The sequence below is a fragment of the Bacteroides sp. 1_1_30 genome, from assembly GCF_020982715.1.
Lineage (GTDB): Bacteria > Bacteroidota > Bacteroidia > Bacteroidales > Bacteroidaceae > Bacteroides > Bacteroides xylanisolvens.
Genome location: NZ_JAJKHN010000010.1, coordinates 47,797 through 64,737, shown reverse-complemented (window position 1 = coordinate 64,737; position 16,941 = coordinate 47,797). Strand labels below are relative to the sequence as shown.

Sequence of the window (16,941 nt, the reverse complement as noted above, 5' to 3'; positions counted from 1 at the left end):
TCTTTAGTCTTATCTGAATAGTGGAGTTCGTTCGTCAATGATTCCGCGTCTTGCGTACATTTTTACCGCTACAGGAGTTCCGGCTTCTATGGTAATGTCCTCCTCTGCGATGATAGGTTCTTCTTTACCGTCCTCCAGAATAACCGTTCCTATTTTCTCGCCGGCTTTGATGATCTGCGGAATCAAGTTAGTCAAGATACCTTCAGATACTTTCCGGATATCAATGTATTCCGGTTTTGCATTGGGGTCAGCTTCGATTTTACCGCTGAACAGGTCTTGCACACCTTTGTTCTTCAAGAACAGTTTAACGATTGCTCTACCTTCGTACGGCTGGTTGTTCTCGTCAAGCAGAACGACGGGCGTTGTCATTCTCTTAAATGCAAGAGCAACGCTCTTAGAACCTTTGTTGGCTTGGGCTGTACCGAACAAATATTCTAAGCCACCCTTGATTTCACGATAGCGGCTGCTCAATGATCTGGTAGTAGCAGCTTCGTCGGTCAATTCAGGATAATGAGCATAGAAAGTAACCGTTTCCGAATCGGTGCCTGCTTCGTTCCAAGTCTGGCTATCCATGCCTATGGCAAACGGATGATAATCTTGCTCGGCAACGGACATGGAGATAACATCTCCGGCAGCGAAGTTGCTCTTTAACGGAAGTGTCAGACTACTGCTGTTACGAGTAAGAGCATTGTTGATACTTTGGTCAATAGAAGTAGAAAAGTCGATCACTCCATTACTGGGGTCTTGCAGTTCTTCTTGCTGTTGACAACTGAACAGGCATACTGATGCCATAACAAATAAAAGGCTTTTTCTTTTCATTTGAGGGTAATTAATAGGTTAATAATAGTGAGAGGTTTTCTAATATTCTACTCTGTCTTCTTTGGCCACCCAGGCTTTGAAGGCAGTAAGGGCTTCATTATGTAGTAGGATTTCGGAAGGCAGCTTTCTGTCTTCAGGTTTCAGTTGCAGTTCGTCATAGATAAAAGAGTCGTCGAAGCCGATGTTTTTGGCATCGGTCTTGTTGTTTCCATAGTACATCTTATCCAGGCGTGCCCAATAAATAGCACCCAGGCACATGGGGCAAGGTTCGCAGGAAGTATAGATTTCGTATCCGCTAAGATCAAATGTTCCGAGTTTGGCAGCTGCGGCACGTATGGCGCTTACCTCGGCGTGAGCCGTAGGATCACAAGATGCAGTGACACGATTAACTCCTGTTGCAACTATTTCTCCGTCTTTCGTGGCAATCACAGCACCGAAAGGACCTCCACCATTTTCAACATTTTCTTTTGAAAGCTCGATCGCTTTTCTCATTAAAGCTTCTTTAGTCATGGCACAAAAAATATATTGTTAGTTTCATTTTTTCTTTGCTTCTTTCTACAAAGATAGAAAAAACTAACAATATACAATGGAATGTCCCTATTAATTTTTTAACAATACCGGCAGAATCCGGAAAAAGAAGGAACTTTTTTTTGCTTTTTTTAGGGTTATAGCTTACCTAAGATCTTGTCCATTACCCAGTTAGTCAACGTTGCGCTTTCGCCGTCGCAAGAGCAAACCGACTTACCCAATAAGTGGTCTACTACTGCTTGGATAAGAGGCTGTTGCACGTGTTCCGGGTTGCCGATACAGATTTCTTCCCGTCCTTTCTCGGTATGCAGTCCGATAGGTTCGTAAGTAAAGACAGAGAAGCAAATCATTCCTTTGTCGCCGATAATCTCTATGCGGTCTTCGCGGGCAGAATCATGGGCTACGAAGCACCAGGAACCACTACCCACCAGTCCGTTGTCAAATTGGAAACAGGCGCTTAATGTATCTTCAGCAGGATAAAGTCCGCCGCGATTACTCTTGTAACCGCTTGCTTCGAGGATGCAACCGAACATATCCTGCAACAAATCAATCTGATGCGGAGCAAGGTCGTAGAAGTAGCCGCCTCCGGCAATATCAGCCTGCACACGCCAGGGAAGATTATCACGATTGTAATCCAGATCGCGTGGCGGCTGGGCAAAACGAATCTGTACATTGATAACGTTGCCGATCGTTCCGTTCTCTACTAATTCCTTTACTTTCTGGAAATAGGGAAGATAACGTCGGTAGTATGCTACGAAACAGGGAACCCCCGTTTCATTGGATATGCGGTTGATTCGGGTACATTCTTCATACGTCACCGCCATTGGCTTCTCAATATAGGCCGGTTTACCCGCTTTCATGGACATAATGGCATACGTAGCGTGTGAAGAAGGAGGAGTGGCGATATAGATAGCGTTTACTTCCGGATCATCTATCAGCTCCTGTGCATCGTCATACCATTTCTTGATTCCTCTCTCTTTGGCATACGCTTTCGCTTTCGCGCCGTCACGACTCATCACGGCTACGACTTCCGAATGTTCTACTTTCTGGAAAGCGGGACCGCTTTTCGTCTTGGTTACTTCTCCGCAACCAATGAAGCCCCATTTGATAATCTTTTCACTCATAATATAATATACCTATTGTGTCTGTTCTAACAAACCCCAAAGATAAAGCTATTTTTTGTCAAGAGCAACTTTATTGATTATTAACTTAGCAGGGACAGTTAGAAAACAGACATTGTGTTTTGTTTCAACAGAAGCTCTATTTTATCGGAACAAAGGCTCTGTTTCAGGCAAACAGAACGTCTGTTTGAGGCGGATATATACTTCATTTCGGTAAGAAGCAAGGTGAACACTGCTGATCCTCCGGCTGAAGAACCATAACCACCGGGCAAAGCGCAAGGAAAAGCTGGGGCGGGGAGAGGTTTTTCCCGGCTGGATAAAAAGAAAGGAGAGAATCGCGATTCCCTCCTTTGCGTGTAGTTTAATTGAAACTACTTTATCATTAACTCTGTAAAGATACGACATTCAAAAGCGAAAGTCAAGTCTTTGGGAGTTTATTTCTGGAAATAGACATGAATATATCTATCTTACATTCTGTTTTTGATTGTTTTCTTCTGAACTGTAAAATGATAAGGTTATTCTTTATCATAGTACTTTTTATAAATCTTCTGGTATTCTTTCTCCTTTTGGAATTTATCCAGCCATGTATTCAAACTATCGAGTAAAGCGGGTGATTGTTTGCTGACTGCCCATGAGTAGAATTGTGTAAAGCTGATAGCTGTATTTATATCTATCTGCGGGATGGAATCGGCGGCCGCGCGTGCGATGCTTTCGTCACAAACGGCATAGTCGATATCCCCATGAGCTACCATTGAGATTAATTGTTCGGAACCGTATTTCTCTATTTCTTTGATATAAATGGTATCGCCGATTTCATTACCTAGATTCTGAATACGCAGAATAGAAGGAGACCCTTTTACTACGTGAAGTGTCCGCCCGGCCAAGTCCAGCTGGCTACGGATATGGAGTGAGTCGTTTTCTCCGTTTTCTTTCCGTTGCACGAGCACTTGCTTGTTGAGCGTGATGGGAGAGGTGAGGAGCAGAGAGTCTTTCAGTTCGCTGGTGGCTAATATACCGCAGGCAATTACGTCGTAACGTCCCTCGCTTAATCCTTCCAGCCGTTCTTCGAAACTCATCAGGGGTGTTATTTCGGTCTTTAATCCCTTGTCATGGGCAAAAGCCTGTATCAGTTCGTAATGAAAACCGGAAACGGTATCGTCGTCCACGTAGAAACTGATCGAGTTATATTCAGTCGCTACACGCAATATACCTTCTTTGGCAATGGCTGCATAATCACGCGGGTGTCCTGACGGCTTTTCCTGATTACCGCATTGGCGGATAGAAAAGATGATTGCCAATACAATGATTACGGGCACTAAATATCTGGCCAGTCTCAATTTGGGGCGTGTTACCATAAGCCATATAGATTTTGTTAATCATAGAAATTCCATGAAAGACCGAATTTCAGTACACGCGGGTTGATAGGATAGTGAGGAGCCAAGAAGTAATTCGGGCTGCTCATACCTTGATTCACGTGATACATCATTACATAGAAACGTGTACGCTTTAGATGTAAGTTTGCGTATACATTCACGATCGGATAACCTCCTATCTCTACCTGGTCATTTTCCGGTTGCAAATAGAAGTTTTGGATAGCCGGCATATAAGCGGGTGCATTGTATTTACTGAAATAACGCACATCGGCACCCAATTGTACACTAAGCACTTTCTTTGCCAGCTTGAACTGCATATAGAAATTGTGATACAGCGAAAGATCAGGCAAAGGTAATACGGTCTGGTCGCTGGACTTTTGCCAGGTTACTTCATTATCTAAATGGAAGATTCCCAGCTTGAAGTCCTGATTAAGACTTGCTGACAACACCTGTATACTTCCGCTTTTCTGTTCCGGCACTGCTTGTTGGTTGAAATAAGTGTAGTTCTTTATGTTTTCAACTCCCGCCTTCAAACGTGTTCTCCAACGTGCAATACTTAATTCTCCTTCAATACGGGTACGAAATTCTTTGTCCATATCATTGTCCCACATGAAATGTTTGGAATGATAATGACGCATATAGAAAGGCGCAAGCTTATTGCTGACTTCACCACGGGCTATAAGGCTCACAGTGTCTTTCCATAACGGAAAGTTAAGGTCGATATCTCCTTTTACATTGAATTGTCCGATTGCTTTTCCGGCGAGTCCCACTTCACCAATGGCATGGTAATGAAGTACATTTCCTTCACGTTTGGATAATTCGCCTCCAACAAATATTTCATTTTCATTGTATTTGTCGGGCAATGGATTCCCCTCCATATTCATAAGAGTATATTTGCTGATTTTATAGGAAGCAAATGCCGTGAGTCCGGCTTTGGCATATTTATTGAATCCTTCGAGTAGAGCAATACCTATGGTATTCTTGATACCCATATAAGTAGTACTGTCTCTGGCAATCGGATTATCCGGTTCCAAATAGGTGTTTTGATAATAGTTCTTTTCACGCATGTCATCATCAGAGTTGAAGCTATGACGTGCACGCTCTACCTGAATGGTATGTATAAAACTAGTGACCGGCACAAACTCTTGTTTGGCTGGAGTAGTGTCATTTTCGGCCTGCGGTATGTCGCGGCTGAATCCCAGATTGTAACGTTGGGTCAGGAATATATAAAAGTCATGATTACGGTTGGTTGTGGCGCTTAGTACAGTCGGGATATTGGTTGATTCATATTCCCTTTGGCCTTGTGCCATCTCTTCAGGAGCAGTGATGTATCGGTCGTCCTCAATACCTCCGTTTTCATTTGTTTTGAGATAATTGTTGCTGTAGATAGCTTGCATCTGGTATCGGTCGCCGATATAACTACCGAAAATTGCCGCATTGAAATAAGCCGTATTTTGGTTATTATAATATCCTCGTCCGTACAAGTAATCTATGTTAAAACCGAAAGCCAGCTTCTTGTTTACATTGACAGAGAAATAAGACTTAAAGCGTTCTTCTCCGTTTATTTTATTACCGGCTTTATGATACGTCAGATTGGTATAAGGTACGTTACTATTGGTGAAATTGAACTCCGTAGGACGAATAAAGAAACTGGAGAAAGGCTCCATAAAGATAGTCGGTTCCGGATCACGACGTTCAAAGAAGATGCGTGACATACGGGGAGAACCCATATTGGCCAGATAATTATAATGTCCGGTAAGTCCTTCGGTAAGATTTGAATTCTGGAAGTGGTGATAAACAGTATCCGCCGGGATGATAGTCCGGTCGCCCAACTGATTATTAATACGCCACATATATAATTTCGGAGGTAACCCCTGTACTTCTACATTTGCACTATCCAGTCTGTCCGGAATCATGGCAGGGTCCACCTGGTTACCGTATTGGTCGTATCCGTTCTCGTCCACTCTCTGGCGACCATTATCGAACTGTGCATGGACAGTTGTCAAACCTATAACGGAAAAGATTATATATAATAGTAAGATTCGTCTCATAATTGGAGGCAAAGATACTTACTTTAATTGATTTAATGATAATGGATAATTGAAAATTATGTTGCATACGTACTATACGTAGCTAATAATTATCAATTATCCATTGTACATTATCTGTTAATTAAACCTCACGGATTAACTCCATACCTTTCTTGATAGCTTCCTCGTTCATAGGAATCAAGTGATGGTGGCGTTCCGGCAGGGTTTTCTTAAGTCCTTTGATAACATTCTCCAACGTTACGATGGGGCGAAGCTTCAATAATCCGCCAAGTACGATCATATTGAATGCTTTGGCATTGTTCATCTCGTTAGCTGCATCCATTGCGTCGATACGATATACCTTAATATCCTTACGGGTAGGAGGGTTGATAATTCCGTAACCGTCATAAATCAGGATACCGCCGGGTTTCACTTTGCTTTCAAACTTTTCGAGTGAAGGCTGATTCAGAATGATGGCAGCGTCGTATTTACTAAGAATCGGTGAGGATATTTTGTCATCGCTTACAATAACTGTAACGTTGGCTGTTCCACCTCGTTGTTCGGGACCGTATGCCGGCATCCAGGTCACTTCTTTGCCTTCCATCAAACCGGAATATGCCAGAATCTTACCCATAGACAATACGCCTTGTCCACCGAATCCTGCTATAATTATTTCTTCTTTCATTGTTCTGTTGACTTTTAGCGTTATTCTTTATCTTTTAAATCACCCAGCGGATAGAATGGGAACATGTGTTCTTCCATCCATTTGTTCGCCTTCTCCGGAGTCATCTTCCAGCCTGAACTACAAGTGGAAACGATTTCTACCAGGTTGGAACCTTTACCGTTCATGGAGTTCTCAAAAGCCTTGCGGATTGCCTTCTTAGCCTTACGGATAGCCGGTACGGATTGTACGGACTGACGGGTTACGTAAGCAGTTCCTTCCAGTTGGGCTGCGATTTCAGTAATCTTCAATGGATAGCCGTGAAGTTCAACGTCACGTCCGTAAGGACAAGTCGAGCTCTTCATGCCTACTAGTGTAGTCGGTGCCATCTGGCCGCCTGTCATACCGTAGATCGCATTATTGATAAAGATAATCGTGATATTCTCACCACGGTTCAAAGCGTGGATTGTTTCGGCTGTACCGATACAAGCCAAGTCACCGTCGCCCTGATAAGTGAAAACAAGGCGGTCCGGCCACAGGCGTTTCACAGCAGTCGCCACAGCAGGAGCACGTCCGTGTGCTGCTTCTTGCCAGTCAATATCGAGATAGTTATAGGCAAACACTGCACATCCCACCGGAGAAATTCCCACAGTTTTATCTTCCATACCCATTTCCTCAATGACTTCGGCAATGAGTTTGTGTACCACACCGTGACTGCAACCCGGGCAGTAGTGCATGGCGTTATCGTTCATCAGAGTCGGTTTTTTGTAAACCAGATTCTCGGGTTTGATTATTTCTTCTTTAGTCATAACTTCATCTCCTTATCTGTTGGTGAACCGTATAAAAAACTCCATCAGCTTGACAAAGATTGCCGCGCCGCATACGTAGATAAACATTTTGAAATCATCTTTTGCTACAAAGTAGGTGATGATGGCTGCAACAGCCAATATCATAAATAGGATGTTCAGTACGTTTCTTATTTTATCGGGATTCATTGTTTCGTTATTTGATTATTTTTTCTTTCAAGGCAGTTACAATTTCATCCGGATCGGGAACGATGCCACCTAGACGTCCGAAATGTTCTACCTTTACTTTACCGTTAACAGCGAGACGGACATCTTCAATCATCTGTCCGGCATTTAGTTCCGTAACGAGCATACCTTTTACTTTATCAGCGTATGCAGCAATCGCTTTGGTTGGGAACGGCCACAGTGTAATCGGGCGAAGGATACCTACTTTAATTCCTTTTTCACGGGCTAGTTCCATTGCTTTCTGGCCAATACGTGCCATTGAACCGAAAGCGATAATCAAATACTCTGCATCTTCGCAGTTGATCTCTTCGAAGCGTACTTCATTTTCTTCAATTTCACGATATTTAGCTTGAAAACGGAGGTTGTTGATTTCCATGGCTTCCGGTTTCAATTCGAGGGAAGTGATAATATTCGGTTTGCGGTCTTTTGCTTTTCCGGTAGCAGCCCATGGACATTGTTCAATTACTTCTGCTTCCGTGCGGCGTGGCTTTTGTGCAGGAAGAACAACCTTTTCCATCATCTGACCGATCACACCGTCGGCAAGGATAATAGCCGGATTACGGTATTTGAAGGCCAGTTCGAATCCTAATGCTACGAAATCCGCCATTTCCTGTACGGATGCCGGAGCGAGGGCAATCAGTTTGTAGTCTCCATGACCACCACCTTTCACTGTCTGGAAGTAGTCAGCCTGGCTGGGTTGGATAGTTCCCAATCCGGGACCGCCACGCATTACATTCACAATCAGACAAGGAAGTTCGGCACCGGCCAAATAAGAGATTCCTTCTTGTTTCAAGCTCACACCCGGACTTGAAGATGAGGTCATAACCTTCTTTCCGCTACCTGCACCTCCATATACCATATTGATAGCTGCCACTTCACTTTCCGCCTGGAGTACTACCATGCCGGTTGTTTCCCACGGTTTCAGTTCGGCAAGCGTTTCCAACACTTCCGATTGGGGAGTAATAGGATAACCGAAGTAACCGTCGGCACCGCAACGGATAGCTGCGTGGGCGATGGCTTCGTTTCCTTTCATTAATACAACTTCTTCTGCCATATTCTTTTCTTTTATTCTACTTTTACTTTATACACTGAAATACATCCGTCCGGACAAACCGTTGCACACGAGCTGCATCCGTTACAGGTATCTTCCTTCACTTGCCAGGCATAGTTATAGCCTTTCATGTTTACCTCTTTATTGAGGGCGATTACATCGAGCGGACACGCCACTACACACAGGTTGCATCCTTTGCAACGCTCCGTGTCGACTACGATTGCTCCTTTGATTTTTGCCATAATCTTTATTTTATTACGTTATCTTTGAGTACGGTTATTGATTATACATCTCTTTTATTGATTGAACATATCCTTGTGGTAGAAGTTGAGGATATCTATTACCATCTTCCTGGCCTGAACGGCAGGACTGTCCGGATTGAGCTCGATGGCATACTGGTAGTTGTCCAGTGCCCGCTTCCAATCTCCTTTCTTTCGGTAGGCATTTCCCCGTAAATAGTAAAGAGTATCTTTCTCTTTTTCGACAGAACTGTCTTGGAGAAGCTGGTCCAATTGCTTAATCGCTGTGTCCACATCCCCCTGATTGATAAGCTCTTTTAGGTTGTCTATTTGCTCCATTTCTTTTCGTCTTTCGGGATTCTGAAACGCAAAGATAGTTTTTATTTATGTAAACAGGGCAAATGAGGACGGAAATTTGCAACGTTTTGAGTTTATTGCATATTGTATAGTAGAGGTGGAATTTGCCTTTTTCTTGACATATCCGTAACTTTATTAATCAAAAAACGATATGAATCAGGAGTTATTATTGTTTTTGGAGTTGTAGTTTATTCATTATTTATATCCATGTCTAATCACTTTATATGGTTGAACTATTGTCAACAATATTCTGTGGCTTATCGAAATTAAGATAAATAGCCTTGCCTAAAAAGTCGTCAAAAGAGGGTGCTATATACTTAATAGAAGCTATATCTAAATCTCCTAAATCTACCCTATATATACTATTGTTTGGCAGGTGGAAAATATATCCAATATCACCATCCATGCCAAATGCTAAATACTCTTTTTGAAGATATTTGTGTATTCCATAGTCATTATTGTAAGCAACAATATCTTCAATAGCCCATATATAGATGTAGTTATCTCCTAATTTACCCTCGCCACCATTGCTCCATAACAGAAATCTTTTGTACTGATAGGGCAAGGTTGTATTTAGAAGTTTTTCTACGTCTTCAATAGACGCTGTATTTGCACCATTCTTTATTATACCATTTACTTTCTATTACTTCCATATTGATTTTGTTGTACTACTGTTAATGTGTTTCAGCTAACTGCTGTTTCCTCGTTTATTTTTTTATTTTGATAAATGTTAATCTCAGACGGATCATTTCTTTTAGGACAATTTACCCGTTTGTTACTGATATTATTTCGCTTGCTATTATTTTTCTTTGTTGCTTATTTATGTCCGAAGAGCAGTGGATGCAATTCATGGCATCCACTGCATATAGTTTTGTAGTATGCTTGGAAAGCGGTACACCTATTCTTTTTAATACTGGTTTAATCACTTCATAAATGATACTTATATCTGCATTACTGGTGATTCCCTGCTTTTTAACAAAATCTATTATGCAGTTCAATCTGCATATATATTCTTTATACTCCACATATTGATTTTCTTTTAAGATATAGTGCAATATGATTTTACTTTGCTTTTCGCAGATTCTTGCCGCTTGCTGTATCGATTGGCACATAAAATCTTTTTCTTCTTTTGTGGTAGTTTGAAACCACAAATCATTCTTACCCAATATTTCACCTATTCGTAAGTAACAATCCTGTGGCAATAATATAGGTGAATACATCGCCCATGTATATGACAATGCTGTATAAAATGAAACAGTTTTTCTTCTGTCTTGATACAAAGAAGAAGACTCAATACCTACACAGACTATTAAGCCATTATCCATTTCTTTATAAAAGACTTTATTGCGGTCTTTATTGTATGGCAATGGCAAATAGCCCATTGATAGCAGTTGATTATTTATAAAATCATTCTTTTTCATTTTATTATTGCACTATCGGTAATGGTTTGCGGCTTGCTGCCGTTTATGTGGTACAGGTGCTTGTTAGTAGCATCATTCCATTTTATACATTTTTTTCTCCCAACCTTTTAATTCTTGAAGAACAGGTTTAGGATTTTGTAATATCTGATTAAGAAATTCTATAAAGTTGGGTGCTAATACTTCTGTTTCAGGCGTTTCGTAATCAAAGAGAAGGATTTCACCTTCTTTATTCTCATCATCTGTCAATTTAAGAGCTATCACGCCATAATCAGAATATCGACCTATTGCAAAATACCCTTTGTTAAGAATTTCTTCTTGCAGTTCCTCATTATTTTCAATTAAGATTTTATTCCATGAATGAATGGGCTTTGGATATAGACGAACATCTAAATCCCAAAATATTTCATAAAAGTGTTTGTATTTCAAGTAGATCTTATATGAAAGCGGAAGAATAACATTTAATTTACTTTCTAATTTGGAAATATCCTCGTCTGAAATTTGATTATCTATCGCTTTCCATACATGGTCTTTTTCCGTAATAATGTCCACCATATAATTAGTATGTTCCGGTTGAGTGACATATATCTTAACCGATTTCCCTTGTGGTATAATATTATCAAATGTGTCCTGCATTTCAGGCTCTATGTGTTCTTCATAAGAAGGGACATACATAAGATATTCTCTGTGTTCTTGCACAAAGCCCCAACATTCATCTACATATTTTCTTATTACTTCTTCCATATTTATTTTTTCTAAATATTTTTTCACTCCGTTCTTGTCTATTTGATTACAATATTGGAGAATTTTACGCTGTACACTTCAACTCTTTATTCTGATCTTTCACATACATTCTGAAAATTCACCAATAACACTTGTATTACATATAACTTTTAGGCGATATATCCTTCACTGATACTTCTTCTGCTTTCATTAACTAGTTCCATTTTTTGTTTCATACCTTGAAACGAATGGTTTCCCGTAGTGAAACAGTTTGTTTCTCGGTGTGAAACGAATCGTTTCACCCTTTGAAACTTTTAGTTTCTAGCGCTTGAAACAAAAAGTTTCAGCAGGCTGGAAACTGGTTAGAACGCGGCTTTACCAATTATACTCATCCGTGTAACTGTCAAAGACCGGTTCTTCGGTGATACCTTTCCGGTGAAAAAGTTGGCGGATATAGTTTTGATCTGCGGGGCTTAGGAAGCGTTCTTCGCGATAAAAGCGATAGTAAAGCGTTTTTCCGAAATGTCCGATCAGTTGTTGCTTGATATTTGTTCCGTCCTTATAAGGTACGTTGTCCAGCAGGTGGCTGATACCCCATGCCACATGTATCTTTTCTGCGTTTTGGAAGTGGGGACAGTCAATGCCGGTGGCCGGAATACACATTGGGTTTACGATGCTGATGTAGGACGTGTCAGCGGTAGTGAGAAGTGCAGCCACCCGACGCAGGCAGTTACAAGCTTTCGGACATTGCTCGTTGTAGCAGCGGGCGTAGTTGAAAGGGACTGTTTTGTTTTTTAATTTATTGTCGTTCATTTTATATTGTATATTACATACATAATTGACAAAGGTAGTGCTTTTATTGTGGAAAGGTACAGTTTGAAAAAGAAAAAACGTGAAAGGATGGGTGAAGGGAACACCCTTCACCCATAAACTGCTTATAGATAGGATAATACAAGGAAAAGTGAAGGGTGAAGAGATTGTTCATTATAACTCTTCGCATACCCGCATTTCCATACCTTTATATACCACTACAATCTTGTGTAGTTGCGTGGAGCCAATAGCTTGTTTCACCGTGTCTGTGTCGGCATAGCGATTGGCCTGGGCGATGGCTTCTTGACGCAATTCCTCCACACGGTTTTCAGAATCGCGATATTTGGCGTATTTTAACTCAACGATGTAGCTGTGTTTCATGTCAGAATATATGTCCAACATGGGACAGAGGAAAATATCGACGTAACCCGCTTGTGTATCTTGCTCGGAGATAGGACGGTAGAAGCGGTTTTGCGCAGTCATGGCCAAGGTGAAGCCGTGAACGAAGAATTCGCCCTTTTGCTTGTCACGCTGGGATGCATAACGTTTCAGGCAGTCGGCAATGTAACCGAAATAGGCTTGCCAGTTGCCATCATAGGCGAGCTGGCTTGAAAGTTCGCTCTTTTCGTAGCTGCTGAAATTCAAATCTGCGTCGTTGTAGGTATTCAGCAAATAAGTGTAGAGCTGCTCTTGAACCACCAGGTTCGGAATGGTCAGTTTGGTCTTGCCTTTATCTATTCCGCTAATGGTCAACATTCCGAAATAGTATAGCAGGCTTATAAAATTGTCAGGATTGGTGATGTTGACAGCAGGGAAACCTTTCTTCAGTTCGCCAGTGATATAACCTTGACTCACTAAAGTTTGAATGACGGAAGCATCGTGTGCAAACTCCTTATCCTTTCGAATGAGCATACGCAGCTTTTCATAGTCGATACGTATATTATCTTCTATCATTTCTCGTGGCGCTTTGCCGTTATCTATGTAATTCTTCACGAAGTAGAGCACCATGTTGGAGTTGTACATGGTAGTTTCACCGTAACAATCCTGCGCGAAGCAATAATTGTCGTACCATGGTTTCATTATTTCTATCAGTTCGTCAACAGTATGGCGGAAAGGACTGTTCGTTGAATAATAAGTCAGCATTTCGCGCACTTCTTCTTCGGTGAACCCCATCATTTGGTTAAATTGGGGGGTAAGTGAGTAGTTCGTGCCGATGTTGAAGCCACTCGTCAGGTCATCCATCGTTACGGGGCTTACGCCGGTGATGAAACAACGCTCTATGCTGGAATAAGTTCCTGCCTTCACCTTATTGAAGAAAGCACGCAGATAACCTTCGCCATGCGTTTCATCAGTGTAGCGGTGCAAGCTTTTGGCATCAGAAAGGATGGCGTTGGTGAAGTGGTCGTATTCGTCAATGAAGAGATACATTTTCTGTCCGGCACGTTCGCAGGCTTGATAGAGGTAGTCCAACTGCTCTACGGCCCCATTCACTTGGCGTAGTTCTTCTAGAGTTTCCGGAGGCAGAAGGTCGGCATATATCTTGCAGAAGTTCATGAAAGTAATGCTGCAATGTGCATCCAATCCTTTTCGATAATCGTTCAGTTCGCCGGTGATGCCTGAAAAGTTAAGGTAAAGCACCAGATAGCTGTTACGGTTTGCTGTGGGATGCTTCCCGATGTAGAGGTCGCCGAATAAGTCGTTGAACTTATCGCGGGTACGCACATCGTAGTAGTGTTGCAGTACGTTCAGCGTGAGGCTTTTGCCGAAGCGGCGGGGACGGATGAAGAAAAAGAACCGGTCTGCCTGCTCTATCATAGGAATGAAGCGGGTTTTGTCTACATAATAATAGTCTTCGCGGCGGATGACTGCGAAGTTCATCATACCGTAAGGCAAACGCTTTCTGTTGGGTACTATATATTCCATTGGATCCATTTCCTGTCCTCCTGCTGATTTCTTATTTTATAACTTGCTTATTAATAGCGTTAACGACACAAAGATAGTAAAAGTTCTTGTTGGGTACGAGGCATCCTCAAAAAAGTATTGGAAAAACTCATTCACACAAAGAACTACAGCCCTGACAAAGCTATTCTGAAACAGCAGTGAAGTGGCGGAAATAATTCTTGAGGTTAGCTTGTATATATTGAAAGATACTGTATTTTTGTGCAGAACTAAAAAAAGAACAGACTATGCTGGACATTATTTTGATCGTAATTGGTGCCCTTTGTATGATAGCCGGGTTAGCAGGGTGTATTTTGCCGTTTCTTCCCGGTCCTCCTATTGCTTATGTGGGGTTGGTCATTCTGCACTTCACAGATAAGGTACAATATTCTACGACACAATTAATCGTATGGCTATTGATTGTAGCTGTTTTGCAGGTATTGGATTATTTCACTCCGATGCTGGGAAGTAAATATAGTGGCGGTAGTAAATGGGGGAATTGGGGATGTATTATAGGAACTCTTGTCGGTCTTCTTTTCTTGCCTTGGGGGATTATTCTCGGTCCGTTTCTAGGAGCGGTGATTGGTGAACTATTAGGAAATAAAGAGTTCTCGCAGGCACTCAAATCAGGTGTGGGCTCTTTACTCGGATTTATATTCGGAACTTTACTGAAGTTCGTTGTCTGCGGTTATTTTTGCTATCAATTTATCATAGGTCTTATTCGGTAACCTATTTGATGTTGTAAAACATTCGTAAGAATAACCTATCTATTGCCTTTACATAGAGTACTAAATCGATGTGTGTTCGTCTTTATTGAAGTAGCACATTGAGGTAGTACCATGAAAAAGACTTTTATTTATCTTTCTTTTATCATTTTCTTGGGGTGGTTTCCCTCGCTTTTTGCGGGAGAAATTTATGTATCCCTGCAGGGGAATGATAAGAATCCCGGGACAAAGGAAGCTCCGTTTTATACATTAAACCGGGCAATCAAGCAGGCTCGTGAATGGCGTAGACTGAATCGGCCGGAAGTAGCCGGAGGAATTTATATTCGTTTGGAAGAGGGTGTTTATGCCCAGCGCAATTCTCTGTTTCTTCGTCCGGAAGATAGTGGGACACCCGATTCTCCAACAGTGATTTGTGCAGTAGATGGTGCTCATCCTGTGATTAGTGGTGGAGTTGCTGTTACGGGGTGGAAGCGTGGATGTAATCATCCGGCAATTCCTGAAAAGCTAAGGCAGAAGATATGGTCGGCAGAGGCTCCCCTAATAGGAAACAGAAGAGTAGAAACCCGGCAGATGTGGGTGAACGGTCATAAAGTTCAAAGAGCTGCGCAATTTCCTGACGGAGGATTGGAACAAATGATTGACTTCAATCCGGAAGAACAAACAATAACGATCCCCGTTTCTCAAAATGTAAATCCGAAAAGACTTCAAAATGCCGGTCAACTGGAAATGATTGTCCATCAACGCTGGGCAATTGCTATTTTGCGCGTGAAAAGTATAGACGCGAAAGACGGACAAGCTGTAGTTCGCTTCCATGAACCCGAAAGTCACCTGGAGTTTGCGCATCCCTGGCCGCAACCCGTCATCGGAGGAGAGAAAGGAAATTCTTCCTTTTGCCTGACCAATGCACTGGAATTGCTGGACCAACCCGGTGAATGGTTTCAGGAATATCCTTCCGGCACGATTTACTATTATCCGCAGGCGGGCGAAAATATGGAAACTGCTGAAGTGATTATCCCTGCTTTGGAAACTTTAGTGACCATAGACGGTACATTGTCTCGTCCGGTAAAGCATATACAATTTAACGGAATTACTTTTGCGCATACCTCCTGGATGCGTCCTTCTTTTCAGGGGCACGTCACCTTGCAAGGGGGATTTCCTTTATTGGATGCCTATAAACTACAAGAACCGGGGCTTCCGGAAAAAGCGGAACTGGAGAACCAAGCCTGGATCATCCGTCCCGAAACAGCGATACGTGTAAGAGGTGCCGAACATATTGATTTCAAGCATTGCACGTTTCGTCATTTATCATCCACCGGACTGGATTATGAATGGGCAGTCACAGCATCGAGCGTCGAAGATTGTCAATTTACGGATATTGGAGGAACGGCTTTACTGGTCGGTGCATTTCCGGACGGAGGATTTGAGACGCACGTCCCTTTTATTCCTGCTGACGTACGGGAATTATGTTCCCATATTACTATCAGAAACAATTTCATCAGTAATGTGACTAATGAAGACTGGGGATGTGTAGGTATCGGCGCCGGATATGTCAGAAACATGGATATTTCTCATAATGAAGTCTGCCATCTGAACTATTCAGGGATTTGTGTAGGCTGGGGATGGACATCGCTGGAGAGCGGAATGTGTAACAACCGGATAGAAGCAAACTATGTACATCACTTTGCCCGTCGGCTATACGATGCAGGCGGTCTGTATACTCTTTCCAACCAGCCGGGTTCCGTCATGCGAAATAATCGGATCGAACATTTAATCGAAGCCCCCTACGCTACGAATGACCGTGCTTTTTATATCTATCTGGATGAAGCTACGGACGGATATACAATGGAAAACAACTGGTGTCCCACTGAACGTTTTGATTCGAACCGCCCCGGGAAAAAGAACGTGTGGAAGAATAACGGGCCTCAAGTGGCGGATAGTATTAAGTACAAAGCCGGAAGAATAAAGCAAGATTGAAACTCAATGGATTAACATAGTCATCAATGTACTAATATAGCAATCAATAAACTAGTGTAATAATCATTAGAACTAGACTAGTATGGTAACCATTCAAACTAATATGATAATTATAGTAATCAATAAACGATATTTAATCAATA

18 protein-coding genes are annotated in these 16,941 nt (G+C 42.0%); 2 read left to right on the top strand and 16 right to left on the bottom strand.

What is annotated here, in order from left to right:
* Window positions 1-9: 9 nt before the first annotated feature.
* The 16 genes from LPH68_RS04135 to LPH68_RS04060 form a co-directional block, all read right to left on the bottom strand.
* Window positions 10-819 carry a fimbrillin family protein gene (locus LPH68_RS04135; RefSeq protein WP_151923065.1) on the bottom strand — a complete coding sequence of 270 codons (810 nt, stop codon included), beginning with the start codon at window positions 817-819 and terminating at the stop codon, window positions 10-12.
* A 39-nt stretch (window positions 820-858) separates the two neighbouring features.
* Window positions 859-1,329, bottom strand: a complete 471-nt coding sequence (locus LPH68_RS04130; protein WP_004314961.1) for a nucleoside deaminase — start codon at window positions 1,327-1,329, stop codon at window positions 859-861.
* Window positions 1,330-1,484: 155 nt separating this feature from the next.
* Entirely contained in the window at window positions 1,485-2,471 is a 987-nt protein-coding gene (locus LPH68_RS04125) for a Gfo/Idh/MocA family protein (RefSeq protein ID WP_151923064.1), read from the bottom strand.
* Window positions 2,472-2,983: 512 nt separating this feature from the next.
* Window positions 2,984-3,823 (bottom strand): transporter substrate-binding domain-containing protein, encoded by an 840-nt coding sequence (locus LPH68_RS04120; RefSeq protein WP_151923063.1) that lies wholly within the window; start codon window positions 3,821-3,823, stop codon window positions 2,984-2,986.
* Between the two features lie 17 nt (window positions 3,824-3,840).
* Window positions 3,841-5,892 (bottom strand): putative porin, encoded by a 2,052-nt coding sequence (locus LPH68_RS04115; RefSeq protein WP_151923062.1) that lies wholly within the window; start codon window positions 5,890-5,892, stop codon window positions 3,841-3,843.
* 121 nt (window positions 5,893-6,013) lie between these two features.
* Entirely contained in the window at window positions 6,014-6,556 is a 543-nt protein-coding gene (locus tag LPH68_RS04110; RefSeq protein WP_004297415.1) for a 2-oxoacid:acceptor oxidoreductase family protein, read from the bottom strand.
* Window positions 6,557-6,576: 20 nt separating this feature from the next.
* Window positions 6,577-7,341 carry a thiamine pyrophosphate-dependent enzyme gene (locus tag LPH68_RS04105; RefSeq protein WP_004297416.1) on the bottom strand — a complete coding sequence of 255 codons (765 nt, stop codon included), beginning with the start codon at window positions 7,339-7,341 and terminating at the stop codon, window positions 6,577-6,579.
* A gap of 12 nt (window positions 7,342-7,353) precedes the next feature.
* A complete protein-coding gene (locus tag LPH68_RS04100; protein WP_004297417.1) occupies window positions 7,354-7,527 on the bottom strand; it encodes a hypothetical protein in 174 nt (57 codons plus the stop codon).
* A gap of 7 nt (window positions 7,528-7,534) precedes the next feature.
* Window positions 7,535-8,617, bottom strand: a complete 1,083-nt coding sequence (locus tag LPH68_RS04095) for a 3-methyl-2-oxobutanoate dehydrogenase subunit VorB (RefSeq protein WP_004297418.1) — start codon at window positions 8,615-8,617, stop codon at window positions 7,535-7,537.
* 11 nt (window positions 8,618-8,628) lie between these two features.
* Window positions 8,629-8,856, bottom strand: coding sequence for a ferredoxin family protein (locus tag LPH68_RS04090; protein WP_004297419.1), 228 nt, complete (start codon window positions 8,854-8,856; stop codon window positions 8,629-8,631).
* A 54-nt stretch (window positions 8,857-8,910) separates the two neighbouring features.
* Window positions 8,911-9,192, bottom strand: a complete 282-nt coding sequence (locus LPH68_RS04085; RefSeq protein WP_009040829.1) for a tol-pal system YbgF family protein — start codon at window positions 9,190-9,192, stop codon at window positions 8,911-8,913.
* Window positions 9,193-9,430: 238 nt separating this feature from the next.
* Window positions 9,431-9,835, bottom strand: coding sequence for an SMI1/KNR4 family protein (locus LPH68_RS04080; RefSeq protein ID WP_225449825.1), 405 nt, complete (start codon window positions 9,833-9,835; stop codon window positions 9,431-9,433).
* Between the two features lie 139 nt (window positions 9,836-9,974).
* Window positions 9,975-10,631: a hypothetical protein gene (locus LPH68_RS04075; RefSeq protein WP_015531589.1), complete on the bottom strand. Its 657-nt coding sequence runs from the start codon at window positions 10,629-10,631 to the stop codon at window positions 9,975-9,977.
* A gap of 72 nt (window positions 10,632-10,703) precedes the next feature.
* On the bottom strand, window positions 10,704-11,372 hold the full coding sequence (locus LPH68_RS04070; protein ID WP_015531590.1) for an SMI1/KNR4 family protein: 669 nt from the start codon (window positions 11,370-11,372) through the stop codon (window positions 10,704-10,706).
* Between the two features lie 354 nt (window positions 11,373-11,726).
* The gene (locus tag LPH68_RS04065) at window positions 11,727-12,164 is read right to left on the bottom strand and encodes a DUF6078 family protein (RefSeq protein WP_008644027.1); all 438 of its coding nucleotides are present in this window, start codon (window positions 12,162-12,164) and stop codon (window positions 11,727-11,729) included.
* A 171-nt stretch (window positions 12,165-12,335) separates the two neighbouring features.
* Window positions 12,336-14,093: an AAA family ATPase gene (locus tag LPH68_RS04060; RefSeq protein ID WP_117514915.1), complete on the bottom strand. Its 1,758-nt coding sequence runs from the start codon at window positions 14,091-14,093 to the stop codon at window positions 12,336-12,338.
* Between the two features lie 254 nt (window positions 14,094-14,347).
* Between LPH68_RS04060 and LPH68_RS04055 the strand changes: the two genes are divergently transcribed.
* Together LPH68_RS04055 and LPH68_RS04050 are read left to right on the top strand one after the other, a co-directional pair.
* Window positions 14,348-14,827: a DUF456 domain-containing protein gene (locus LPH68_RS04055; protein ID WP_049703038.1), complete on the top strand. Its 480-nt coding sequence runs from the start codon at window positions 14,348-14,350 to the stop codon at window positions 14,825-14,827.
* A gap of 111 nt (window positions 14,828-14,938) precedes the next feature.
* Window positions 14,939-16,798: a right-handed parallel beta-helix repeat-containing protein gene (locus LPH68_RS04050; protein WP_117514916.1), complete on the top strand. Its 1,860-nt coding sequence runs from the start codon at window positions 14,939-14,941 to the stop codon at window positions 16,796-16,798.
* The last annotated feature ends 143 nt before the right edge of the window (window positions 16,799-16,941 follow it).